At 69.0% G+C, this 22,494-nt stretch carries 20 protein-coding genes; 14 read left to right on the forward strand and 6 right to left on the reverse strand.

The genetic code is table 11. The features are described 5' to 3' along the window. Positions 1-273 precede the first annotated feature (273 nt). Together QZ607_RS10295 and QZ607_RS10300 are read left to right on the forward strand one after the other, a co-directional pair. Positions 274-1,854, forward strand: a complete 1,581-nt coding sequence (locus tag QZ607_RS10295) for a peptide chain release factor 3 (protein ID WP_295882455.1) — start codon at positions 274-276, stop codon at positions 1,852-1,854. A 171-nt stretch (positions 1,855-2,025) separates the two neighbouring features. Next, complete coding sequence (locus tag QZ607_RS10300) at positions 2,026-3,069, forward strand: phosphoglycerate mutase (RefSeq protein WP_295882456.1); 1,044 nt, start codon at positions 2,026-2,028, stop codon at positions 3,067-3,069. 69 nt (positions 3,070-3,138) lie between these two features. Here QZ607_RS10300 and QZ607_RS10305 read toward each other — a convergent pair whose 3' ends face one another. Genes QZ607_RS10305 through QZ607_RS10315 form a run of 3 tightly spaced genes read right to left on the reverse strand, consistent with a single transcriptional unit; the run spans position 3,139 to position 4,861 of the window. After that, on the reverse strand, positions 3,139-3,624 hold the full coding sequence (locus tag QZ607_RS10305; RefSeq protein ID WP_295882457.1) for an aminoacyl-tRNA deacylase: 486 nt from the start codon (positions 3,622-3,624) through the stop codon (positions 3,139-3,141). Between the two features lie 34 nt (positions 3,625-3,658). Beyond that, positions 3,659-4,216, reverse strand: coding sequence for a DUF427 domain-containing protein (locus QZ607_RS10310; RefSeq protein WP_295882458.1), 558 nt, complete (start codon positions 4,214-4,216; stop codon positions 3,659-3,661). A 42-nt stretch (positions 4,217-4,258) separates the two neighbouring features. Beyond that, on the reverse strand, positions 4,259-4,861 hold the full coding sequence (locus tag QZ607_RS10315; protein WP_295882459.1) for a DUF938 domain-containing protein: 603 nt from the start codon (positions 4,859-4,861) through the stop codon (positions 4,259-4,261). A gap of 287 nt (positions 4,862-5,148) precedes the next feature. Here QZ607_RS10315 and QZ607_RS10320 point away from each other — a divergent pair, with 287 nt between their 5' ends. Together QZ607_RS10320 and QZ607_RS10325 are read left to right on the forward strand one after the other, a co-directional pair. Beyond that, positions 5,149-6,555, forward strand: a complete 1,407-nt coding sequence (locus QZ607_RS10320) for a hypothetical protein (RefSeq protein ID WP_295882460.1) — start codon at positions 5,149-5,151, stop codon at positions 6,553-6,555. A gap of 16 nt (positions 6,556-6,571) precedes the next feature. Continuing rightward, entirely contained in the window at positions 6,572-7,162 is a 591-nt protein-coding gene (locus QZ607_RS10325) for a hypothetical protein (RefSeq protein WP_295882461.1), read from the forward strand. Positions 7,163-7,343: 181 nt separating this feature from the next. Here the strand turns inward: QZ607_RS10325 and QZ607_RS10330 are convergent, their stop codons facing one another. Continuing rightward, on the reverse strand, positions 7,344-7,769 hold the full coding sequence (locus tag QZ607_RS10330; protein ID WP_295882462.1) for a hypothetical protein: 426 nt from the start codon (positions 7,767-7,769) through the stop codon (positions 7,344-7,346). A 106-nt stretch (positions 7,770-7,875) separates the two neighbouring features. On the opposite strand from QZ607_RS10330, the gene QZ607_RS10335 reads away from it, so the two are divergent. Next, positions 7,876-8,049, forward strand: coding sequence for a hypothetical protein (locus tag QZ607_RS10335; RefSeq protein WP_295882463.1), 174 nt, complete (start codon positions 7,876-7,878; stop codon positions 8,047-8,049). Positions 8,050-8,165: 116 nt separating this feature from the next. Here the strand turns inward: QZ607_RS10335 and glnD are convergent, their stop codons facing one another. Next, positions 8,166-10,859, reverse strand: coding sequence for a [protein-PII] uridylyltransferase (glnD, locus tag QZ607_RS10340; protein ID WP_295882464.1), 2,694 nt, complete (start codon positions 10,857-10,859; stop codon positions 8,166-8,168). A gap of 113 nt (positions 10,860-10,972) precedes the next feature. Beyond that, a complete protein-coding gene (gene map, locus QZ607_RS10345; RefSeq protein ID WP_295882465.1) occupies positions 10,973-11,752 on the reverse strand; it encodes a type I methionyl aminopeptidase in 780 nt (259 codons plus the stop codon). 627 nt (positions 11,753-12,379) lie between these two features. On the opposite strand from map, the gene rpsB reads away from it, so the two are divergent. The 9 genes from rpsB (at position 12,380) to bamA (ending at position 22,481) form a co-directional block, all read left to right on the forward strand. Next, positions 12,380-13,192 (forward strand): 30S ribosomal protein S2, encoded by an 813-nt coding sequence (gene rpsB, locus QZ607_RS10350; protein WP_295882466.1) that lies wholly within the window; start codon positions 12,380-12,382, stop codon positions 13,190-13,192. 53 nt (positions 13,193-13,245) lie between these two features. After that, the gene (tsf, locus tag QZ607_RS10355; RefSeq protein WP_295882467.1) at positions 13,246-14,136 is read left to right on the forward strand and encodes a translation elongation factor Ts; all 891 of its coding nucleotides are present in this window, start codon (positions 13,246-13,248) and stop codon (positions 14,134-14,136) included. 258 nt (positions 14,137-14,394) lie between these two features. Then, on the forward strand, positions 14,395-15,129 hold the full coding sequence (gene pyrH, locus QZ607_RS10360) for a UMP kinase (protein WP_295882468.1): 735 nt from the start codon (positions 14,395-14,397) through the stop codon (positions 15,127-15,129). Next, entirely contained in the window at positions 15,126-15,683 is a 558-nt protein-coding gene (gene frr / locus QZ607_RS10365) for a ribosome recycling factor (RefSeq protein WP_295882469.1), read from the forward strand. Before pyrH ends, frr begins: the two co-directional genes overlap by 4 nt. Positions 15,684-15,730: 47 nt before the next feature. Further along, positions 15,731-16,489, forward strand: coding sequence for a polyprenyl diphosphate synthase (gene uppS / locus QZ607_RS10370; RefSeq protein WP_367268181.1), 759 nt, complete (start codon positions 15,731-15,733; stop codon positions 16,487-16,489). After that, a complete protein-coding gene (locus tag QZ607_RS10375) occupies positions 16,482-17,321 on the forward strand; it encodes a phosphatidate cytidylyltransferase (RefSeq protein WP_295882471.1) in 840 nt (279 codons plus the stop codon). The genes uppS and QZ607_RS10375 overlap by 8 nt, the downstream gene beginning before the upstream one ends. Before the next feature lie 16 nt (positions 17,322-17,337). After that, positions 17,338-18,525: a 1-deoxy-D-xylulose-5-phosphate reductoisomerase gene (ispC, locus tag QZ607_RS10380; RefSeq protein ID WP_295882472.1), complete on the forward strand. Its 1,188-nt coding sequence runs from the start codon at positions 17,338-17,340 to the stop codon at positions 18,523-18,525. 3 nt (positions 18,526-18,528) lie between these two features. Next, entirely contained in the window at positions 18,529-19,896 is a 1,368-nt protein-coding gene (gene rseP, locus QZ607_RS10385) for an RIP metalloprotease RseP (protein WP_367268178.1), read from the forward strand. Between the two features lie 302 nt (positions 19,897-20,198). After that, positions 20,199-22,481: an outer membrane protein assembly factor BamA gene (gene bamA, locus QZ607_RS10390; RefSeq protein ID WP_295882578.1), complete on the forward strand. Its 2,283-nt coding sequence runs from the start codon at positions 20,199-20,201 to the stop codon at positions 22,479-22,481. The last annotated feature ends 13 nt before the right edge of the window (positions 22,482-22,494 follow it).

The raw sequence follows: 22,494 nt of genomic DNA on the forward strand, positions 1-22,494 counted from the left end.
GGTGACCAAGGCCCCTCCTTACCGTCCGGGCACAGCTGTCGATATGCTGGTCCGGCGCGTTGCGGAGACCGCCATCGCCGACATGCAGGGCGTCATGGCTTTGGTCCAGCAACAGATCCTGTGCTGGGCAAGTCAGCGGCTCGATGGTGGTCGGGCAAAACGCGGTGTGGCCGCGCGGCGCGGTGGGAGGCAGGATGCGCGGCACTGGTTGGCGTGTCCCTGTGGCGTTAAAATTGCCGGTTATCTCAAGGCTTTGGCTCCCAGGCAACGACCATGTCCCAGCTCCACGACCAGGTCGCGCGACGGCGCACCTTCGCGATCATCTCCCACCCGGACGCGGGCAAGACGACGCTGACGGAGAAGCTGTTGCTGTTCGGCGGCGCCATCCAGATGGCGGGCACCGTCAAGGGCCGCAAGGCGGCGCGGCATGCGACCTCGGACTGGATGGAGCTGGAGAAGCAGCGCGGCATCTCCGTGACCTCATCCGTCATGCAGTTTCCCTACGGCGAGTCCATCGTCAACCTGCTGGACACGCCGGGCCACGCGGATTTCTCCGAAGACACCTACCGCACGCTCACCGCGGTGGACTCGGCGCTGATGGTCATCGACGCCGCCAAGGGCGTCGAGGAGCGGACCATCAAGCTGATGGAAGTCTGCCGGCTGCGCACCACGCCCATCCTCACCTTCGTCAACAAGCTGGACCGAGAGGGGCGCGAGGCCATCGAGATCCTGGACGAGATCGAACAGGTTCTGAAAATCCAGTGCGCGCCGGTGACCTGGCCCATCGGCATGGGCAAGCGCTTCAAGGGCGTCTACGACTTGCGCCACGACTGCACGCATCTGTTCAGCGCCACCCATGGCGGGAGGATCCAGACCGGCGAGGTGATCCAGGGGCTCGACAACCCACGCATGGACGAGCTGCTGGGGGATCAGGCCGCCGAGCTGCGCGAGGAGCTGGAGCTGGTGCAGGGTGCGAGCCATCCGCTGGACCTGGATGCCTATCGCAAGGGCCTGCAAACACCCGTGTTCTTCGGCTCCGCCATCAACAACTTCGGCGTCAGGGAGCTGCTGGATGCCTTCGTCGAGTACGCTCCGCCGCCGCGGGCGCGGGAGGCAGGCCCCCGCAGCGTCGATCCGGAAGAAGGCAAGTTCTCGGGCTTCGTCTTCAAGATCCAGGCTAACATGGACCCGGCGCACCGCGATCGCGTCGCCTTTCTGCGCGTGTGCTCCGGCAGCTACAAACAGGGCATGAAGATGCGCCATGCGCGTACGGCCAAGACCGTTCAGGTGGCCAACGCCATCACCTTCCAGGCGGACGAGCGCAAGCGCGTGGACGAGGCCTGGCCCGGCGACATCATCGGCCTGCACAACCACGGCACCATCCAGATCGGCGACACCTTCACCGAGGGCGAGGAGCTCAAGTACGGCGGCATCCCGTACTTCGCCCCGGAGCTGTTTCGGCGCGTGGTGCTGAAGGACCCGCTCAAGACCAAGGCGCTGCAGAAGGGCGTGCTCCAGCTCTGCGAGGAGGGCGCCACCCAGGTGTTCCGCCCGCTCAAGAACAACGACATGATCCTGGGCGCCGTCGGCGTGCTTCAGTTCGACGTGGCCGCCTACCGCCTCAAGGACGAGTACGGCGTGGAGGCCGTGGTGGAGCCCGTGTCCGTGCAGACCGCCCGCTGGGTCAACTGCGACGACCCCAAGCTGCTGGAGCAGTTCAAGACCAAGGCCCACGACAACCTGGCCCTGGACGGTGACGACCAGCTGGTCTACCTGGCGCCGACGCGGGTGAATCTTCAGCTCACCGAGGAGCGGTGGCCGGAGATCCGGTTCTCGGCGACGCGGGAGCTGTAAGGCGGGAAGTACGGAGTACGTAATACGAAGTACGAGGCGTGGCCTCGTCTTCGTGGGTCGTCCGGCAGCGCTCGCACCCGTGAGCCTACCCCGTACCCCGTACCCCGTACCCGTACCCCGTACCCCGTACCCCGTACCCCGTGCCCGTAATGACTCCGTACCTACGAGCCCATGCCTGCCACCCTCGACCTGATCGTCCCGGGGCTTCTGGGCCCGGTGCCGCCGACACCGGACCCGCTGGAGACGCCCACGCTGGATCTGCTGCTCGATCAGGCCGATGAGACGCCGGACGCCGCCGCGGCGGACCTGGCGTCGGTGCTCCTGGCCCGGTTCGGTGCCGAGGCCAGCGCACCCTACGCATTGGCCGCGGATGACCCGGACTGGGACCGCCAGGGCTGGTGGCTGCACGCGGACCCGGTGCATCTGCGCCCGGACCGTGACCTGCTCAGGCTCTTCGACGCCCGGCACCTGGGCATCAGCCAGGCCGAGGCGGATGGGCTGGTGGCCGAGCTGAACGCCCACTTCGCGGACGACGGCCTGCGCGTGCATGCGCCGGCGGCGGACCGCTGGTATCTGCGCTGTGGGACGCCGCCGGCCATGAGTACGACGCCGCTCGCGCAGGTGACCGGCCAGCACATCGACCCCTACCTGCCGACGGGTGCCGATGCCTCGCGCTGGGGGGCGCTGATGAGCGAGGCGCAGATGCTGCTCTTCCAGAGCCCGGTGAATCAGGCGCGCGAGGCCGCCGGCCGGCCCGCGGTGAACGGTCTCTGGTGCTGGGGCGGCGGGCGCTGGCGGGTGCCCTCCACGCCGCCGGATCTCGCCGTGGGCTCGACACCGCTGCTGCGCGGGCTCGCGGCGGCGGGCGACGCAGCGCACCGCCCGCAGCCGGGGGCCGATGTCGGGACGCTGCTGTCCGGCGCCGATGGGCGTCTGCTGGTGGTGTGGGATGCACTGGAGGAGGCGCTCGCAGACCGGGACGTCGCCGCCTGGGCCGGTGCCGTCGAGCGCCTGGAGCAGTGGCTCGCACCGCTGCCGGCGGCACTGCGCCGCGGCGCCTGCGGTGAGCTGCGCCTCCACGCCTGTGACGGACACGAGCGCGTGGTTCGGGGCGATGACCTCGGCTGGCGGCTCCGTGCGCCGCGCTGGCTGCCGGGCGCTCGCCGGCGGACCCTGATGGCGCTTGCGGCGCCCCCGGGGCCTGAGCGGTTGTGAAGAAACCCACCGACTCGGCAGGCATCAACCAGGGACCTGTGCTCGGGGTCCTGTCGACCGCGTTTGGCCTCAGGCCCCCGGCTGGGCTGCATCCACCAGCGTCGGCCTCAGCACCCACAACAGGTCGCTGGAGGCGAGCCGAACGATGTAGCCGCGCTTGCCGCCGTTGATGTAGATCTGCGGCAGGTTTGTGATGGAGCGCTCGCAGTACACCGGCATGGCGTGCCGGGTGCCGAAGGGCGAGGTCCCGCCCACCTGATAGCCGGAATGCCTGTCGGCCACCCGGGGCGCGCAGGGCTGCACGCGCTTGGCGCCGATGGCCTTGGCGAGCAGGCCCGTGGCCACCTCGCGGTCGCCGTGCATGAGCATGACCAGGGGCTTGTGGGCATCGTCCTCAAGGATGAGGGTCTTGATGACGGCGTGCTCGTCCACGCCGAGCTGGGCCGCGAATTCGGCCGTGCCGCCCTGCTGGTAGTCGTAAGGATACCCGTCGAAGGCGACACCCGCCGCCCGCAGCGCCCGCACCGCCTGGGTTACCGGCTCCCGTTTGGCCATGCCGACCGCCGCCCCTGTGCCGTTACCAGTGCCGTCACCAGTGCCCGGTGCCGGGCTCGCCCTTGAACGGCCCCACCACGTCCGCGGTGATCCAGCCGCCGTAGTAGCCGCCCGCCTGGGCGCGCACGGTCTCGCCGTTCACGACACAACGCAGCTGAGACGGATAGCAGGCAAACCAGTCGGCGATGGGCGCGGCATCGTCGAAGGCGTCCGGATAGCGCCAGAGGGCATTGGCGATGCGCTGCCCATCACTGTCGGTGACGTGGAAGTACTCCGCCCGACCTTTCCACTCGCAGAAGGTGTGCCGGTGTGACGGCGCGAGCTGCGCCATGTCCACTGACTCCGGCGGCAGGTAGAAGGTGGGCGGGCTGCCGGTCTCCAGGACGCGGATGGCGCGGTCGGTGCTGGCCAGCAGCCTGTCGCCGGCGTAGACCTCCACGTGGCGGCTGTCCGGTACATAGGCCGGCGGGCGCGGGTAATCCCAGACGGATTCCTGCCCTGGCCCGGGGGCGACGGCGAAGTCCGGGCGTGTCTGTCCGCGCCAGCGCCAGGCGGCCCGGGCGCGCTCCAGGCGGTTGGGGTCGATGCTCATGGTGGTCCTCCGGGGGCTCGGGGGGGTGGCCGGCAGGTGGCGTCAGCCCTTGCGCCACACCAGGGTGCGGTTGTTCACCGGCATGGCGATGTCGTCTTCCAGTGCGAGCCCGGCGGCGTCGGCGATGCGCGACAGGTCGTCCAGGTCGCGCACGCCGGAAAGGGGGTCGCGGGCGCGCAGCATGCGGTCGAAGTCTGCATTGCTTTGGCTGGTGTGGCGGCCCCCATAGCTGAAGGGCCCGTAGAGCGCAAAGGGCGCCCCCGCCGGGAGCAGCGCACCGACACCGGCGAACAGACGCTCCACCTGCGCCCAGGACATGATGTGCGCGGTGTTGGCGCTGTAGACGGCATCGAAGGGCAAGCGCGTATCCGGCTGCGGCCAGCGGCCGTCCACGTCCAGCGCTATGGCCGCCGGCAGGTTCGGGAGGTTGGCCTCACTGAGCCAGCGCGCGATGCCGGGAAGGTGGGCGGCGATGTCACTTGCCTGCCAGGTGAGATGCGGCAGCGCGGGGGCGAAATGCACCGCGTGCTGGCCGGTGCCGGCGCCGATCTCGAGCACATGGCGGCGGTCCGCGAACAGCGGGGTCAGGACGGCGAGGATGGGGGCCTTGTTCTCGTCGCAGGCCGGTGAGTAGGGCTTGTCCATGGTTTGCCTTCAGCGTCCGGGATGGTACTGCGCGGCCGGCGCAGCCGGCACGGCCCGCGGCGCCGCGCGATGCATGGCTTCGCCCAGGCGAAGTTGCGCACCCGCCGCGGATTTCAATCCCTCGCCCCTCGCCCCTCGCCCCTCGCCCCCGACACCGATCCGCCGCCTGGCCCGAAGCCGCCGGCGGGCGCTGCTGACGGACCCCGGATTCCGCTATCATCCGGCCCGAACGCGGGCGCCCCGGGCTGCGGGTGCGCTCGGGCCGTTCCCGTCACGCAGTCGTTGCCATGCCGTCATTCGCCACCGTCCTGCCCGCCGCGGCCACGCTGCTGTTGGTCGCCTGCGCGCAGCCGCCGGAGCGCGCCGAGCGCGACCTGCGCCCGCCGGCGGCGGGAGCTGCCGGCGGCGGGTCGCGCGCAGGCGAAGCCGGTGCCGGTGCCGCAAGGCGCTCCGCGGACACGCTGACACCCTTGCCCGGGCGTGCGGCCGGAGACCTGGTGACGACGCTGCCCGGCGCCGAGCTCGATCCAATACCCGGCGCCGGCGCGACGACCACCCTGCCGGACGGCGATGAGGCGCTGCGCCAGGCCGTGGCGGCACGCTGCGCGAGCCGCCCGGACGCTGTCACCGAGGCCTCCATGCTGAGTGCCCTGGTGGCGGAGCTCCAGGCGGACGGCGTGGCACCCGCGGCCGCGGTGGACGCACTGATTCTGGGCGGCTGCGGTGATCTCGCGGACATCGTCACCGACGTGGTGGCCCGCAACGGCGCCGATGCCGCCGTGCCCGTCATCGACCGCGCGGTGGCACTCACCGGCGATACCTCGGCGCTCATCGTCGAGCGCGCCGCAGCAGAGGGGCTGCTGCGGGCCGGGCGCGAGCGTGTCGCGGCGGCGGGCGGCGTGTTGTCGCACGTCGCCGGCACCGCAGGCGAGGTCGCGCTCATGCATTTTCCGCCCGGCGGCGATTCCGCCGGCGCTACCGCGCACAGCGCCGGCAGCTTGGCACAGCTCATCGGCAGCGCCGAGCCCGGCTATGGCTTGTACACCTTTGTGCTGTTCGGCGGTGGCGGCGAGGCCGGTGGCGTGGACGCGGCCGGCTGGCGCGAGCTGCTGCGGGTCATCGAGACCTATGTGCTGGCGGCAGATCCAGCCGCCGGTGCTGCGCACCCGGCTGCACACACCTTCGTAGTGCCAGTCGATGCCGGCCGCACCGGTGTACCCTTGGCGGAGCGCACCGGCCCGGTGCCGTCGGCAGACCTGCGACGCACGCTTGCGGCTTACCTGCGTCGCGCCGGCGAGCCGGCGCTGGCGGCGCGCCTCGCGACGGCGCCTGGACCCTTCCTCGTCTCCACGCTGGAGCCGCGGCTGGTGCCGGGCAGCCCGCAGCAGCCGCGGATGATCGTGGACCTGAGCCGGATCGGGCCGGAGTACATGTACACTGTCGTGGACGCCTATGATCGGGAGGTCCCGCCTGCGGCAGTCGGTCGCGTGGACAGCCTCCTGGCGGTGCGCGGGCGGCTCATGGGCATGGTGCCGGACCCGACCATGGGCTCCGCGGCGCCGCCGCCGGCCGGCGACTGGGTGTTCATGCTCGGCGGGCACGACGGTGCGCAGGCCGCGGCCCTCGGCACGGCACGGCCGCCGGGCCTCAGGCCGGCCGCCCCCCACCTGGCCGCTGTTCAACGCGGCCGCTGAGCGGCGGGAGTACCACATGCTCGGACCACGCATCGGCGGTGTCTTCAAGTTCCTCATCGGCATCCTGCTGTTGCAGGTTGCCACGGCGCTCTTGACCTACACGGCGCTGATGACGGACCTGCAGCAGACGGGCTGGCTGTTCGGCGCGTTGGCGGCCACCCTGGGCCTGCTGGTGGCGCTCTGGTTCGACTCCGTCATCGGCAGTGTCAAGGAGCAGGCCGTGGCGCGCCAGCACAAGCGCCACGCCCGCGAGCGCGAGAAGCTGCGTATCCAGGCGGAGAAGGAAAAGGCCAAGCTCGCCAAGCAGCGCAAGCGCAGCTCCGGCGGCGCGACGCTGAAGACGGGGCTGGCCGTGGGCGGCACCGTCGGTGTCGGCGTGGCGCTGATGTTCGCGCAGCTCATGACCCTCGGCCTGCTCACCATCTCTGCCGCCGGCGGTGCGGCGTTGGGCTACGGCGTGCGCTCCCGGCAGGAGAAGGTGATCCGCGCCCGCGAGCAGAAACAGGCCGAGCGGCTGGTCTACGCGCAGCAGGACGTGCCGGTGCTCACCGCCGATGCCACACCGGGATCCGACAACCGGCGCGGGCGTAAACAGCCGGCCGACTAGCGCAGCGCTGCGGAGACGCCGGGGTCAGGCGAACATTTGCCATCGGCGGACTGAAGTCCGCCTGCGCAAGGCTGCCGACTGAAGTCGGCGGACCCGGGCGGCAGCGCGACTGCCCGCACTGGTGCAGCGAGGCGAGCCGAGTCGCCGGCACCCGGGGATTCAGGCTCGGGGGCGTGAGCCGCTACCAGCCGCGGAAGTACCAGCCGTTGTCCCACTCCGGCAGCTCCTCCATCTGCCGCGGGACAGCCCCGGTGTGTTCTTCGGTCTGCGCGGTCGGGTCGGCGGGTGGCTCTCCAGGTGGGTCGGACGGCCCGCCGGCGGGGGCGTTACCGACCGGTGGTGACGGCATGGGTGCGAGCCAGGGGCCGAAGTTCAGGAACATCCAGCGGTCCTGCGCAATCATGTCGCGCATCTCCCGCCTGCGGCGCTGGAACTCCTGCTCCAGTGCTTCCTGCCGGGCCGTGCCCATCGGGTCCAGGGCGCGTCGGCGCGCCTGATGCTGGGCGCGGCGGCGCTCCTGTAGGGCGCGGCGTTGGGCACGCACGGCCTCCAGCCAGCGCGGCACCACGTCGTGCGGTGCCGGCTCGCCCTGCCGGTGCGGCTGCACCGGCGCTATGGGGTCCTGAGCGCTGCCCTCAGTCGCCGCGGCGGGGGCTGCCGGCGCCTGCGCAGCGCCGGCGGGTGCCGCGCCCTGCGGCGCCGCTGCTGCCGACGTGGCCGATGCCACCAACAGCGCGCAGGTGAGTGATGCCGCAGCCGCGAGTGGCCGCGGTGGCCACGGCTCGGGCAGCGACCCGGTCGGTGTGCGGGCGACGGCACATGGCGACGACGTGTTGTGGGCGTTGCGGGCCATGGTGGCCGTGCTGCTCCATATCAGAGACTGCTGATTGTCGGTTTTAGGACAGACGGCAATCGTCGTCAATGTTTCACGGAAACCGGGGGATGCCTCGACGCGTTTGCGCGTGCCACGATGACCCGTCGCGCTGCGCTCGCCGCGGCGACCTTACGTCCGTGTGTCGCCGTTTCCGTCCAATCGGTCGTGGATCTGCTGCCGCAGGCAGGTAAGGGTGTCCTCGCCGGTGATGGGGGCGCCCTCCTGGGTGGAGATGAAGAAGACGTCGTCCACCTCGGCGCCGACGGTGGCGATTTTGGCGCTTTGCAGACGGATGTCGCAGAGCTCGAAGACGGCGCCGATCTCCGCGAGCAGACCCGGGCGGTCCAGCGTGGTGAGCCGCATCATGGTGCGGCGGTTGCGCGTGTCCTCGGCGAAGCTGACACGCGTCTCCACCGAGAAGTGGCGGTGCTGGCGCGGCAGCCGGCGGTTTACGACGGGATGCTCGCCGTGCGGTCGCCGCAGCGCGCCGAGCAGCGACTCGCGCAGGCTGTCTGTCTCGTCCCCCTGGTCGATGGGCCGATGGTCCGGTCCCAGCACCTGGAAGGCGTTCACCGCATGGCCGTCGTCGGTGGTGGTGATGCGCGCATCCATGATGTTGAGCGCACGCTGGTCCAGGAGTGCGGTGATGCGCACGAAGAGATTGCGCTCGTCGCGTGAGAACAGGAACACCTCGGTGCAGCCGCGCGAGGCGAGGGGCCGGATCACCACCAGCGGCAGCTCCTCCGGCGCGGTGGCGAGGATGCGCTGGGTCTGCCAGGCAATCTCTTCGGGCGAGCTCGGCGTGAAGAAGTCCATGCCGAAGCGGCTCCAGAGGTCGCGGCAGGCGTCGGCGTCGATGCCCTCGTAGGCGAGCAGCCGCATGGCCTCACGCTGCTTCTGCTCGATGAGGTCGTCCTGCGCCTGCGGATTGTCGAGCCCGCGCATCAGCGCGCGACGCGTGGCGTGGTAGAGGTCGCGCAGCAGTGCGTCCTTCCAGGAGCTCCAGCGCTTCGGGTTGGTCGCGCGGGCGTCGGCGACGGTGAGCAGGTAGAGATAGTCCAGGCGGTTGGCGTCGTTCACCCGCTCCGCGAAGGCCTGGATCACCGCGGGGTCCGAGATGTCCTTGCGCTGTGCGGTCATGGACATCAGGAGGTGCTGCTCCACCAGCCAGGCCACGAGCCGGCTGTCGTACTCGCTGAGGTAGTGCAGCTGACAGAAGTCCCAGGCCTCGCGCGCGCCGAGCAGGGAATGATCGCCGCCGCGGCCCTTGGCGATGTCGTGGAAGAGACCGGCGATGTAGAGCAGCTCCAGCTTGGGGATGCGCTGCGCGATGGCGGAGCACAGCGGGAACTCCCCGTGGTGCTCCGGGATCGTGAAGCGGCGCAGGTTGCGCAGCACCCGCAGCGTGTGCTCGTCCACGGTGTAGACGTGGAACAGGTCGTACTGCATGCGCCCGACGATGTTCTCAAACGCCGGGATGTAGGCGGCGAGCACGCCCCAGCTGTTCATGCGCCGCAGCGCGCCGGTGACGCCCTGGGGCTGGCGCAGGATCTCCATGAACAGGCTGCGCGCGCGCACGTCCTCGCGGAAGTCGTCGTCGATGCGGTGGCGGTGCTCGCGGATCAGGCGGATGGTGCTGGCGCGCACGCCCTGGACCTGCGGGTGCTGCTGCAGCACCAGGAAGATCTCCAGCAGCGCGAAGGGCGAGCGGGCGAAGACCTGCGGATGCGTCACCTCCAGGTACCCGCTGCGCACCTGGAAGCGCTTGTTGATGGGCTCCGGCGGGCCGATCTGGTCGTGCAGCAGGATCGCTTCCTGGAACAGCTGCATCAGCATCTCGTTGAGGCGGTTCAGCTCCATGACCGCCCGGTAGTACTGCTGCATGAACTGCTCGACGGCGAGGTTGTCGCCCTGGTCCGTGTAGCCGAACTCGTCTGCGAGCGTGCGCTGGTAGTCGAACAGCAGCCGGTCCTCCCGGCGCCCGGTGAGCCGGTGCAGCGCGAAGCGGATGCGCCACAGGAGCGCCTGGCCCTCGCGCAGGGCGAGGAACTCGCTCTCGGTGAGAAAGCCCTCGTCCACCAGCTGATGCAGGTTGTCGGCGCCGAAGTGGCGCTTGGCGACCCAGGCAATCATCTGGATGTCGCGCAGACCGCCCGGGTTCTCCTTGATATTCGGCTCCAGGTTGTAGGCGGTGTCACCGTACTTGTGCCGGCGCTTGCGCTGCTCTTCGCGCTTGGCGGCGAAGAAGGCCGCGCTGGGCCAGATGCTGCCGGGGCCGACGGCGACGCGCATATCCTCGAACAGGTCGGCATCGCCGTCGATGAGCCGTGCCTCCAGCAGGTTGGTGACCACGGTGATGTCGTCGGCCGCCTCGCGCCGGCACTCCGCCACCGTGCGCACCGAATGGCCGATCTCCAGGCCGATGTCCCAGAGGAAGATCACGAGGCTGCCGATGACCTCGCCCAGGCGCTCGGCGGCCTCGTCCGCCACCAGAATGAGCAGATCGATGTCCGAGCTCGGGTGCAGCTCACCGCGACCGTAGCCGCCCACCGCGATCACCGCCACCTGCTCCGTGTCGGGCAGGAAACGCCGCCAGGCGGCGGTGACGAGCCGATCGATGGCGCGGGTCCAGCGGGCGACGAGCTCGGTGACGGGCTCGCCGCGCTCGTAGCGGGCGAAGAGCGCGGCGCGGGCCTCGGCGAGCTCGGCCTTGTAGGCGGCGATGACGGCCGCAGCACCGCCCGGGCCGTTCTTGGCCGCGCCGTGAAGGCTGGTCTGGGCTGGGGCTTGTACTGGGGGGGCTTGTACTGGGGCCTGGGCCATGGACTCCGCTCCGGCGGCGATGGTTGCGGGTGAATTGCGGGCCCGTTGCTCGATGCTGCCGTTCGGTGGCCGCCCGCGGGCGCGCGCAGCGGTGTGCCGCCCGGTGTCGTCGGTCAGGCCGCGGCCGCGGTGCGCTCCTCTGCGCGCAGCGTGAGGATGTCACAGCCGTCCGGCGTCACCAGGATGGTGTGCTCCCACTGGGCGGACAGGCTGCGATCTTTGGTGACCACGGTCCAGCCGTCCTGCAGCAGCTTCACCTGGCGCTTGCCGGCGTTCACCATGGGCTCGATGGTGAAGCACATGCCGGGCTCCAGCCTGAGTCCATCCGCCGGCTTGCCGTAGTGGAGCACCTGCGGGTCCTCGTGGAACTCCCGGCCGATGCCGTGCCCGCAGTACTCGCGGACGACCGAGTAACGATGGCCCTCCACGAAGCTCTGGATGGCGTGACCGATGTCGCCCAGCGTCGCCCCGGGGCGGACGGCAGCGATGCCGGTGTACATGGCCTGCTGGGTGACCGACACCAGCCGCTTCGCCAGCACCGAGGGCTCGCCCACGAAGAACATCTTGCTGGTGTCGCCGTGGTAACCGTCCTTGATCACGGTGACGTCGATGTTGACGATGTCGCCCTTCTTGAGGCGCTTGTTGCCTGGGATGCCATGGCAGACCTGGTTGTTCACCGAGGTGCAGATAGAGCGCGGGAATCCGCGGTAGTTGAGCGGCGCGGGCACGGCCCCCTGCACGTCCACGATGTATTCATGGCAGATGCGGTCGAGCTCGCCCGTGGTCACGCCGGGCGCGACGTGCTCGCCGACCATCTCCAGCACCGCCGCCGCCAGGCGCCCGGCGACCCGCATTTTCTCGATCTCGGCCTCGGTTTTGATGGTTACCGCCATGTCGCTCAGTGAGGCTTTGAGGTTTGCGTCATATTCTCAGTGTCGCGGCGGCAGCGCCGCTGCGTTGATTGCCCGGCGTCCGTCGGGCTGTGGGCGCGTCCCGTGACCAGCGGCCACGCGCCGGGACCAGTTGCAGGGATGCGCGCATGCCCGGCTGCGGCGGGACTCGCCGGGTCGCTGTCGGGCCGGGCCGCAGTCCCCATTCCGCCGGCGGCTGGCGCCCCTGGTCTGCCCGCGGGGGTAGGCCCTGGGGTATGCCCTGAAGCGCCCGGGCGTCCTCGCCGGCGCCCTGTTCCATCAGATGGGCGTGTCTCCCGCAGCGTGCAAGATTGCCCGCAAAAGACCCCGCATGGTATAAAACGCGACGGAACTGGGCAAACGCACCGCGGTTTCTCTGTTGAAAGCCACGCGTGTTGGGCCCGCCGCTTCGTGTGCGGCCCGGCCACGGGTCGGCACTACCCGACTGAACGACCGAATTCCTTTGGTGATGATGTCGCGCCACCGTCCTGCGCAGGGCGTGGCGTGGTCGCCGTAACGCCACACACGCGCCGACACAGGGTGCCGGGTGCCCGGCCTCCGGGTTGCACCCTGGGGCGCGTGGAGGTTCAACCCAGCAGAGGCAATCTCATGAGCGACGTGTCCATGCGGCAGATGCTGCAGGCCGGTGTCCATTTCGGCCACCAAACCCGTTACTGGAACCCGAAGATGGCCGCGTACATCTTCGGCCAGCGGAACAAGATTCATATCGTCAACCTGGAAAAGACCCTGCCGCTCTACCAGGAGGCGATGGGCTACATGGGCAAGCTCGCCGCGAACGGCGGGCGTGTCCTGTTCGTCGGCACCAAGCGCGCTGCCCAGGAGGCCATCCGCGAGCACGCGAGCCGCTGCGGCATGCCCTACGTCAACCATCGCTGGCTCGGCGGCATGCTGACCAACTTCAAGACCGTGAAGCAGTCCATCCAGCGCCTGAAAGAGCTGGAGGCCATGTTCGAAGATGGCAGCATCGAGCGCTTCGGCAAGAAAGAGGCGCTGACCCTGAGTCGCGAGCGCGACAAGCTTGAGCGCAGTCTCGGCGGCATCAAGCACATGGACGGCCTGCCCGATGCCATGTTCGTGGTCGACGTGGGGCACGAGAAGAACGCCGTCTCCGAAGCCAACAAGCTCGGCATCCCCGTGGTGGGCGTCGTGGATACCAACAACGATCCAAGCCGGATCGACTATGTCATCCCCGGCAACGACGACGCCATCCGCGCCGTACGGCTGTATATCGAGGGGGCCGCGGATGCGGTGCTCGACGGCCGCCGCACCGCCGCGGCCATGGCCGGTCGGCGCGACGACGTGGCGGATGCCGCAGCGGCAGCCGAGAGCGCTCCCGCCGAGCCTGCATCTGCTCCAGCGTCTGCGCAGGAGCCCGCCGGCGAAGCCGCTGCGGCCTCCTGAGGCGCTGCCGACAAACCGATTCTTTCTTACCGTTTCCAGTACTGGAGTAGGCAATGGCAATCACTGCCAGTTTGGTGAAGGAGCTGCGTGAGCGCACGGGCGCCGGCATGATGGAGTGCAAGCGCGCGCTGCAGGAGGCCGACGGCGACATCGAGGCGGCCATCGAGGCCATGCGCAAGTCCGGTCAGGCCAAGGCCGCGAAGAAGGCCGGTCGCATCGCGGCCGACGGTGTCGTGGTCCTGCGCGTCGCCGATGACGCCGGCCAGGGCGTCATGGTGGAGATCAACAGCGAAACAGACTTCGTGGCGAAGGACGAGAACTTCGTGGGCTTCGCGGACGCGGTGGGGGATACGGCGCTCGCCAGCGATGCCGCAGACGTGTCCGCGCTCGCCGAGCAGCCCCTTGCGGGCGCCGCCGACACCACCGTCAATGTCGCTCGCGAGGCGCTGATCGCGAAGGTTGGCGAGAACGTCCAGCTGCGGCGCCTGGTGCGCTTCGACGCCCCGGAGGGGAAGCTGCACAGCTATCGTCACGGCGTGCGTATCGGTGTCATCGTGGACCTCGTCGGCGGTGATGCCACCCTCGGGCGTGACATCGCCATGCACATCGCCGCCACCAATCCCATGTGCGTCAGCGCCGACGACGTGCCGGCACAGGCGCTGGAGCGTGAGCGGGAGATCTTCCGCGCGCAGGCGCTGGAGAGCGGCAAGCCGCCGGAGATCGTAGACAAGATCATCGGCGGGCGCATGCGTAAGTTCACCGAGGAGGTGACGCTGCTGGGGCAGGCGTTCGTGAAGGACCCGGACACCACCGTCGAGAAGCTGCTCAAGCAGGCCGGTGCCAAGGTCGCCGCCTTCGCGCGCCTGGAGGTGGGCGAGGGGATCGAGAAAAAAGCGGAGAACTTCGCAGAAGAGGTGCAGGCGCAGGCCAAGCAGGCGGAGTGAGAGCGACGCGCTGCCCCCGTCGGCGGCTGAACCTGCGCCGGATCAGTGGACGCGACTTTGTGGTCGAGCCCCGGCGCGCGTCGTCGGGTATCATGCACAGCCATCCTGTGCCAGGGCACGGCTGGCGTCATGCCGTCATGCTCGCGTGACGCGCCGCCGTCTCGTGCTCAGGGCTGACGATCGCGCGGCGACGCCCGGGCGCCGGCATTGCCAACAGCCAGCTGCATTCATCGCTGCCCATCTCATCGCTGCCTATCCATGAGCGAAACACCGCCACGACCGCGCAGGATACTCGTCAAGCTGAGCGGTGAGGCGCTGCTCGGTACCGGCGAGTGCGGCATCGACCCGGACGTCCTCGCGCGCCTGGCCGGAGACGTGGCGGACTGCGCCCGCAGCGGCACCGAGATCGCCCTGGTGCTCGGGGGCGGCAACCTTTTTCGCGGCGCGGGCCTCGCGGCGCGCGGCATGGACCGGGTGACCGGCGACCACATGGGCATGCTCGCCACGGTGATGAACGCGCTCGCGATGCAGGACGCGCTCGAGCGCATCGGTGTGCCGACGCGGGTCATGTCCGCGCTCAAGATCAATCAGGTCTGCGAGGATTACATCCGCCGTCGTGCCGTCCGCCATCTGGAGAAGGGGCGGGTGGTGCTCTTCGCCGCCGGTACCGGCAATCCCTTCTTCACCACGGATTCGGCGGCGAGCCTGCGCGCCGTCGAGATCAATGCGGACCTGATGGTCAAGGCGACCATGGTGGACGGGATCTACTCCGCTGATCCGAAGCAGCACCCGGATGCGGTGTTCTATCCTCGCATCACCTATGATCAAGCCCTGCGCGAGCGTCTGGGCGTGATGGACCTCACCGCCATCGTGCTCTGCCGCGACAATGGTATCCCCTTGCGGGTGATGAGTATTTTTGAGCCCGGGGCGCTCCAGCGGGTCGCCGCCGGGGGGGACATCGGCTCGTTGGTCGAGCCTGGACACGAAGCATGATCGATGACATCAAGAAAGACGCTGCCGAGCGCATGGGCAAGAGCGCCGAGGCGCTGAGCCACGAGCTCGCAAAGATCCGCACCGGACGGGCACATCCGTCACTGCTGGACCATGTCCGCGTGTCCTACTACGGCAGCGACGTGCCCATCAGCCAGGTGGCGAGCGTCGCCGTCGAGGACGCCCGCACACTGACGGTGACGCCCTGGGACCGGAACATGGTCCCGGTGGTGGAGAAGGCCATTATCCAGTCCGACCTCGGCGTCAATCCGAACACCGCCGGTACCGTGATCCGCGTGCCCATGCCGCCGCTCACCGAAGAGCGCCGGCGCGACCTCCAGAAGATCGCCCGGGCCGAGGCGGAGCAGGCGCGCGTCGCCGTGCGCAATATCCGCCGCGATGCCAACCAACAGCTGAAGGAGCTGGTGAAGGAGAAGCTCATCTCCGAGGACGACGAGCACCGCGGCGAGGAGATCGTCCAGAAACTCACCGACCAGTTCGTCAAAGAGGTGGACCGGATTCTGGAGGAGAAGGAAGCGGACCTGATGTCCATCTGAGCCGGCGCGTGCGAGACGCACTGCAAGTGACTAGCGAGATCACGGCCATCGACCAAGGCGACAGGTCCAGGCGTGTGCCGGAGCACGTCGCCATCATCATGGATGGCAACGGGCGCTGGGCCAACCAGCGGGGTCTGCCGCGAACGGCCGGTCACCGCGCGGGTGCGAAGAGCGTGCGCGCTGTCGTCGAGGAGAGCGTGCGCCACGGCGTGCGTGTGCTCACGCTGTTCGCGTTCAGCAGCGAGAATTGGCGCCGCCCTCCGGGCGAGGTCATGGTGCTGATGGAGCTGTTCATGAGCACGCTGCAGGTGGAGGTGCAGCGGCTGGTGGAGCACGAAGTGCGCTTGCGCATCATCGGCGACCTGTCCGCATTCTCCGAGCGCCTGCGGGCGCAGTTCAAAGAGGCAGAGGCCGCCACACAGCACAACCGCCGTCTGACCCTCCAGGTCGCCGCCAACTATGGCGGTCGCTGGGATATCACCCAGGCGGTGCGCGCCATCGCCCGGGAAGTGGCCGAAGGACGGCTGACACCGGATGCCATCGACGAGGCAGCCGTCGCCGCACGGCTCTCCTTTCCGGACGTGCCGGACCCCGATCTCTTCATCCGCACCGGTGGCGAGAAGCGCATCAGCAACTTCCTGCTCTGGCAGTCCGCCTACGCGGAGCTCTATTTCTCCGATCTGATGTGGCCGGAATTCGATGCCGCGGCCTATGGTGCAGCGCTGAGCGACTTCGCCCGCCGCCAGCGGCGCTTCGGGCTCACGAGCGAGCAGATTGCGGCAAGCGCCGATGCCGTGGGTGGCTGAGGCGGCCGTGCCCGGCGATGCGCTGCGCGCACGGCTGCGGACCTCGGCGTGGCTGATCCCCGTCGTCATCGGCGCAGTATTGCTGCTGCCGACACCGCTGTTTGCCGTGTTCCTGGCGGTCATCGTCCTGATCGGCGCCTGGGAATGGGTGGCGCTCGCCGGTGTGCACGACCCCGCGGCCCGTGCCGCGGGCGTCGCGGTGCTCGGGGTGACGCTGCTGCTGCTCTGGCGCGTCGGTGCCGGCGAGGCACTGCTGGTGCCGGCGGCGCTGTGGTGGCTCGGCTTCGCCGCGGCGCTGCCGCGCCTGCACGTGCGCCCGGCCGCTGCGGGGGTGGACCGGGCACTGCTGGCCCTGGGTCTGCCGGTGCTCGCCGCGCCCTGGCTCGCACTGGTGGGACTGCATGGCGACCCCGCCGGCGGCGCCATGCTGGTGCTCGGGCTCATGTGTCTGATCGCGCTGGCGGATTCGGCGGCGTACTTTGTCGGGCGGCGCTTTGGCCGGCACAAGCTGGCGCCCCGGCTCAGCCCCGGCAAGACCTGGGAGGGCTTCTACGGCGCGCTCGCCGCCGCCGGGCTCGCACTGCTGCTCACCGGCCTGGTGCTGCGTCTGGAGCTGGCCACGACGCTGGTGCTGACGCTGCTCGGGGTGGCCACCGTGGCCCTCTCCGTGGTCGGTGACCTGTTCGAGAGCTGGCTCAAGCGGCGCCGCGGGGTCAAGGACGCAGGGGCACTGCTGCCGGGGCATGGGGGCGTGCTGGACCGCATCGACAGCATGATCGCGGCGGCCCCGATATTCGCACTGGGTTTGGTCTTGCTGGGGGTGGTGCAATGATGCTGGGGGTGGTGCAATGAAAGGCATCGCAATTCTGGGCTCCACGGGCTCCATCGGCGTCAGCACGCTGGACGTCGTCGCCCGACACCCGGAGCGTTTCCGCGTCGTCGCGCTGACGGCCCATCGCAATGCCGAGCGCCTGGCCGGGCAATGCCGGCGCTTCCGGCCCGACTACGCCGTGATGGTAGACGCCGCCGCGGCGGACGCGCTCGCAGCGCTGTTGGCCGACATGCCGGATGCGCCCCGGATTCTGCGCGGTGCCGAGGCGCTGACCGAGGTCGCGGCCCTGGATGAGGTGGACTATGTCATGGCCGCCATCGTCGGCGCCGCCGGCCTCATGTCGAGTCTGGCGGCGGCCCGGGCCGGCAAGCGGCTCATGCTGGCGAACAAGGAGGCCCTGGTGGTGGCGGGTGCGCTGCTGATGGAGGCTGCCCGCGACAATGGGGCCACCCTGCTGCCCATCGACAGCGAGCACAATGCCATCTTCCAGTGCCTGCCGCCGGCGCATGACCGCGGCCTGCCCGAGTCGGGCGTGGAGCGCATCCTGCTCACCGCCTCCGGCGGTCCCTTCCGTGATGCCGACCCACAGACCCTCGTCGAGGTGACGCCGGAGCAGGCGGTGGCGCATCCGAACTGGAGCATGGGCCGCAAGATCTCGGTGGATTCCGCCACCATGATGAACAAGGGGCTGGAGATCATCGAGGCCTGCTGGCTGTTCGCCACGGCGCCGGAGCGGATCCAGGTGGTGGTCCACCGCCAGAGCGTCATCCATTCCATGGTGCAGTACACCGACGGCTCGGTGCTGGCGCAGTTGGGCAACCCGGACATGCGCACGCCCATCGCCCATGCGCTCGGGTGGCCGGAGCGCATCGACGCCGGTGTTGCCCCCCTGGACCTGTTCGCCATCGCGCGGCTCGACTTCGAGCCGCCGGCTCCGGAGCGCTTTCCCTGCCTGCGCCTCGCCTATCGCGCGGCCGCCGACGGCGGCACCGCCCCCGTGGTACTCAACGCCGCCAATGAGGTGGCGGTCGCCGCCTTTCTGGACGGGCGCATCGGCTTTACGGACATCGCCCGGGTGGTGGAGCAGACCATGGACCGCCTGCCGCCGGAGCCCGTTGACCTGAGCGGCCTCGAGCACGTGCTCGGCGTCGATGCTGCCGCACGGCGACTCGCGGAACAACGCGCCGCGGCGCTGGTCGCATAGCGCATGTTGCCGATCCTGATCAACGTCGCCGCCTTCCTGGTGGCCATCCTGGTGCTCGTGACCATTCACGAGTTTGGCCATTTCTGGGTCGCGCGCAAGCTCGGCATCAAGGTGGTGCGGTTCTCCATCGGCTTCGGCAAGGCGCTCTACACCTGGCGGCGTCCGGGTGACGACACCGAATACGTCATCGCCGCCCTGCCGCTGGGCGGATACGTCAAAATGGTGGACGAGCGTGAGGATGACGTCGCGCCGGAGGACCTGCCATACGCCTTCAACAATCAGCCGCTGTGGAAGCGCAGCCTGGTGGTGGCCGCGGGGCCGGTGGCGAACTTCCTGCTCGCGATCCTGCTCTACTGGGGCCTGCTGATGGCCGGCGAGACCGGCGTGCGCCCGGAGGTCGGCGCCGTGGAGCCCGAGTCCATCGCCGCCAAGGCCGCATTCGCCCCCGGGGATGTCATCGAGTCCGTGGATGGTCGGTCGGTGGCCACATGGGGCAACTTCTGGTTTGCGCTGCTGTCCGCATCCCTCGGTGGGGACGATGTGGCTGTGGCAGTCACCGCCGCCGACGGCGCGCGCGTCGTGCGCACCCTACCCTCGGCCGAGCTCGCCCCGCTGGACCCGGGCCAGGGCTTCCTGGCGCAGGTGGGCCTGATGCGGCTGACACCGAGCATTCCGCCGGTGATTGCAGAGGTGGTCCCGGAGCAGCCCGCGGCCGCCGCCGGGCTCGCGGCCGGTGACCGTATCCTCGCGCTGGACGGCACAGCCATCGCGGATTGGGCGGAGCTCGTTGACGCGGTGCAGGCGCACCCCGAGCAGACGGTTGCCGTGCGGGTGGCGCGCGACGGCGTCGAGCAGGTGCTGGATCTGACGCCCGTGGCCGTGACGCTGGAGGAGGGCAGCGAAGTGGGCCGCATCGGCGCCGGACCCGAGGTGCCGGAAGACCTGTTCGCCGACCTTGAGGTACAGGTGCGCTATGGGCCGGTGGATGCCCTTGGCGAAGCATTGCGGCGGGTCGGTGATCTGTCCGTGATGACGCTGCGGATCGCCGGGCGCATGCTGGTGGGCACCGCGTCCGTCGAGAATCTGAGCAGCCCCATCGGCATCGCCGACGCGGCGGGTAAGACCGCCCGCTTCGGCGTGGAGCCCTATCTGCAGTTCCTGGCGCTGCTCAGCGTCAGCTTGGGGCTGCTGAATCTGCTGCCGATCCCGGTCCTCGACGGCGGCCATCTGTTGTACTTCGCGGTGGAGGCAGTGCTGGGCCGGCCGCTGCCCGAGTCGGTCCAGGAGCAGGGGCAACGCCTTGGTCTGTTGTTGATACTTTGCTTGATGACATTGGCCTTCTACGTGGATATTGCTCGAATCTTTGGCTAGACGGGCCGCTTGCCCTATACTGAGCGCGTCGGGGGACCGGGCGACCATTCGCGATCCCTGGCGAGAGCTCCAACGACAGCGCCGACGCAGTTCCCACAGCAGCTCGCGGTCGAGCCTTGACGTAACCGAACAAAGCGCGCCGCCATTGTTGTCAGTGTGCAGCTGCGGCGCCGCCGAAACTTCCTCTCGCCCTGGGCATGTCTGTGATGGCCGCGGGTCGTATGCAGCCGGTCAACGCGTCCGGGGGAAGCGTGACACAACCCAAAGTCAAAACCGCCGGTGCTCGCCGGCTCGCCCTGCCGATGGTGCTGGCGCTGCTTCTGTGCGCAGGTCCCACCCTCGCTCAGGTCTTCCAGATCGCCGATATCCGCGTCGAAGGCCTTCAGCGGATCGCGGCGGGCACGGTGTTCAACTACCTGCCCGTGCAGGTGGGTGACACCGTCAGCGACGATGTGACGGCGCAGATCATCCGCACCCTCTACGGCACCGGCTTCTTCGATGACGTGGCGGTGGAGCGCGACGGCGATGTGCTCGTCATCGCGGTCCGCGAGCGCCCGGCGGTCGCCGAGATCGAGATCACCGGTAACAAGTCCCTGAACACCGACGTGCTGAAGCAGGGCCTGGTCGAAGTGGGGCTCGCCGAGGGGCGGGTGTTCGATCCCTCCGTGCTGGATCGCATCGAGCAGGAGCTGGAGCGGCAGTACTTCGCCTCCGGCAAGTACGGCGTCGGCATCGAGTCCACCGTGTCGCCGCTGGAGCGCAACCGGGTCGCCATCCGCATCGAGATCGACGAGGGGCTCACCGCGCGCCTGAAGCAGATCAACATCGTCGGCAACGAGGCCTTCACAGACAAGGAGCTGCTGAAGGAATTCAAGCTCGGCAGCACCAACTGGCTTTCCTTCTACACCAAGAACGACCGCTACTCGAAGCAGCAGTTGGCGGGCGATCTGGAATCGCTGCGGTCTTTCTATCTGGACCGCGGCTACATCGGATTCGAGATCACCTCCACGCAGGTCTCCATCAGTCCGGACAAAAAGGACATCTACCTCACCATTGCGGTGGACGAGGGCGATGTCTTCCGTGTCAGCGACCTTCAGCTCGCAGGCGAGCCGTCGGTCCCGGCGGCGCGGCTGTTTCCGCTGATCCACATGCGCCGCGGGGAGGTCTACTCGCGCAAGACCGCCACCGAGAGTGCGGAGCGCATTTCCAAGCTCCTGGGCGACGAGGGCTACGCCTTCGCCAACGTCAACGCGGTGCCCGAGGTGGACGAGGACAACAACACCGTCGCCGTCACCTTCTTCGTGGACCCGGGCAAGCGGGTCTACGTGCGCCGCATCAATATGCAGGGCAACACCCGCACCCGCGACGAGGTGCTGCGCCGCGAGATGCGCCAGCTGGAGACCGCCTGGTTCTCGACGGAGCTGGTGAAGCGCTCCCGCGAGCGGCTGCAGCGCCTGGGCTATTTCGAAGAGGTCAACATCGAGACGCCGGCGGTGCCGGGCACGGCGGATCAGGTGGACGTGAACGTGACCGTGAAGGAGCGCCCGTCCGGCAACCTAATGGCCGGCATTGGCTTCTCGCAGTCCGAGGGGCTCATCTTCAACACCAGCGTGTCGCAGTCCAACTTCCTCGGCACGGGCAAGCGCGTGGCCTTCGCGTTCAACACGAGCCGCACGGCCCAGCTCTATCGGCTCGCGTACACCAACCCCTACTACACCATCGATGGCATCAGCCGCGGCTTCGACGTGAGCTATCGCTCCACGGATTTCGACCGGCTCATCGGTGCGGACTACTCGACGGACGTGGGCCGAGCGGCCATCAACTTCGGGCTACCGATTTCTGACACCGCACGGGCCGGCATCGGGGCCTACTATCAGTACACCAAGTTCTACGCCGGCAGGTCCCTGCTGGCGCAGGACTTCGTTGCTGAAAACGGAGACGTGTTCAACGACTTCTTCCTCACGGCGAGCTATATCAACGATTCCCGCGACTCCGCCATCTTCCCGAACGAGGGCACGCTGCAGAGCCTCTTCGGCGAGGTGGCCATTCCCGGCAGTGACCTGCAGTACTACCGCCTGACCTATCGCGGTCGCCACTATCTGCCGCTCGGCCGTCGGCTGACCCTCGCGCTCAAGGGCGACCTCGGTTACGGCGACGGCTACGGCAGCACCGATGCCTTGCCCTTTTTCGAGAATTTCTACGCCGGTGGTCCGCGCAGCGTGCGCGGCTTCAAGGCCAACACCCTTGGGCCCCGGGAGACGACCATCGACGAGGATCCGGTGGGCGGTAACCTGGAGCTCACCGGTGGTATCGAGATCTATGCGCCGCCGCCGCTCGGTGAGAACCTCGAGAATACCGTGCGGGTGGGCGCCTTCTTCGACTTCGGCAATGTCTGGTGGACCGAAGACACGGATCTGGTGGAGCCCACCGGGTTCGAGCTGGGTGATCTCCGCTACTCCACAGGGCTGTCGTTCGCGTGGCTTTCGCCGGTGGGGGCACTCAGCCTGAGCCTCGCCTACCCACTCAACAAGCAGGATCAGGACGAGGAGCAGGTCTTCCAGTTCACCTTCGGCCAGACGTTCTGATGCTCGTACCTTG

Origin of the sequence: uncultured Thiohalocapsa sp. (assembly GCF_913063425.1) — a bacterium.
Lineage (GTDB): Bacteria > Pseudomonadota > Gammaproteobacteria > Chromatiales > Chromatiaceae > Thiohalocapsa.

Bases quoted from the DNA above. Each gene is read 5' to 3' on its own strand.
- QZ607_RS10320 (WP_295882460.1), top strand. From the start codon at position 5,149: ATGCCGTCATTCGCCACCGTCCTGCCCGCCGCGGCCACGCTGCTGTTG.
- rseP (WP_367268178.1), top strand. From the start codon at position 18,529: ATGTTGCCGATCCTGATCAACGTCGCCGCCTTCCTGGTGGCCATCCTG.
- QZ607_RS10310 (WP_295882458.1), bottom strand. From the start codon at position 4,216: ATGAGCATCGACCCCAACCGCCTGGAGCGCGCCCGGGCCGCCTGGCGC.
- glnD (WP_295882464.1), bottom strand. From the start codon at position 10,859: ATGGCCCAGGCCCCAGTACAAGCCCCCCCAGTACAAGCCCCAGCCCAG.
- pyrH (WP_295882468.1), top strand. From the start codon at position 14,395: ATGAGCGAAACACCGCCACGACCGCGCAGGATACTCGTCAAGCTGAGC.
- bamA (WP_295882578.1), top strand. From the start codon at position 20,199: ATGGTGCTGGCGCTGCTTCTGTGCGCAGGTCCCACCCTCGCTCAGGTC.
- tsf (WP_295882467.1), top strand. From the start codon at position 13,246: ATGGCAATCACTGCCAGTTTGGTGAAGGAGCTGCGTGAGCGCACGGGC.
- QZ607_RS10325 (WP_295882461.1), top strand. From the start codon at position 6,572: ATGCTCGGACCACGCATCGGCGGTGTCTTCAAGTTCCTCATCGGCATC.
- QZ607_RS10300 (WP_295882456.1), top strand. From the start codon at position 2,026: ATGCCTGCCACCCTCGACCTGATCGTCCCGGGGCTTCTGGGCCCGGTG.
- rpsB (WP_295882466.1), top strand. From the start codon at position 12,380: ATGAGCGACGTGTCCATGCGGCAGATGCTGCAGGCCGGTGTCCATTTC.
- ispC (WP_295882472.1), top strand. From the start codon at position 17,338: ATGAAAGGCATCGCAATTCTGGGCTCCACGGGCTCCATCGGCGTCAGC.
- QZ607_RS10315 (WP_295882459.1), bottom strand. From the start codon at position 4,861: ATGGACAAGCCCTACTCACCGGCCTGCGACGAGAACAAGGCCCCCATC.
- QZ607_RS10295 (WP_295882455.1), top strand. From the start codon at position 274: ATGTCCCAGCTCCACGACCAGGTCGCGCGACGGCGCACCTTCGCGATC.
- map (WP_295882465.1), bottom strand. From the start codon at position 11,752: ATGGCGGTAACCATCAAAACCGAGGCCGAGATCGAGAAAATGCGGGTC.
- QZ607_RS10305 (WP_295882457.1), bottom strand. From the start codon at position 3,624: ATGGCCAAACGGGAGCCGGTAACCCAGGCGGTGCGGGCGCTGCGGGCG.
- frr (WP_295882469.1), top strand. From the start codon at position 15,126: ATGATCGATGACATCAAGAAAGACGCTGCCGAGCGCATGGGCAAGAGC.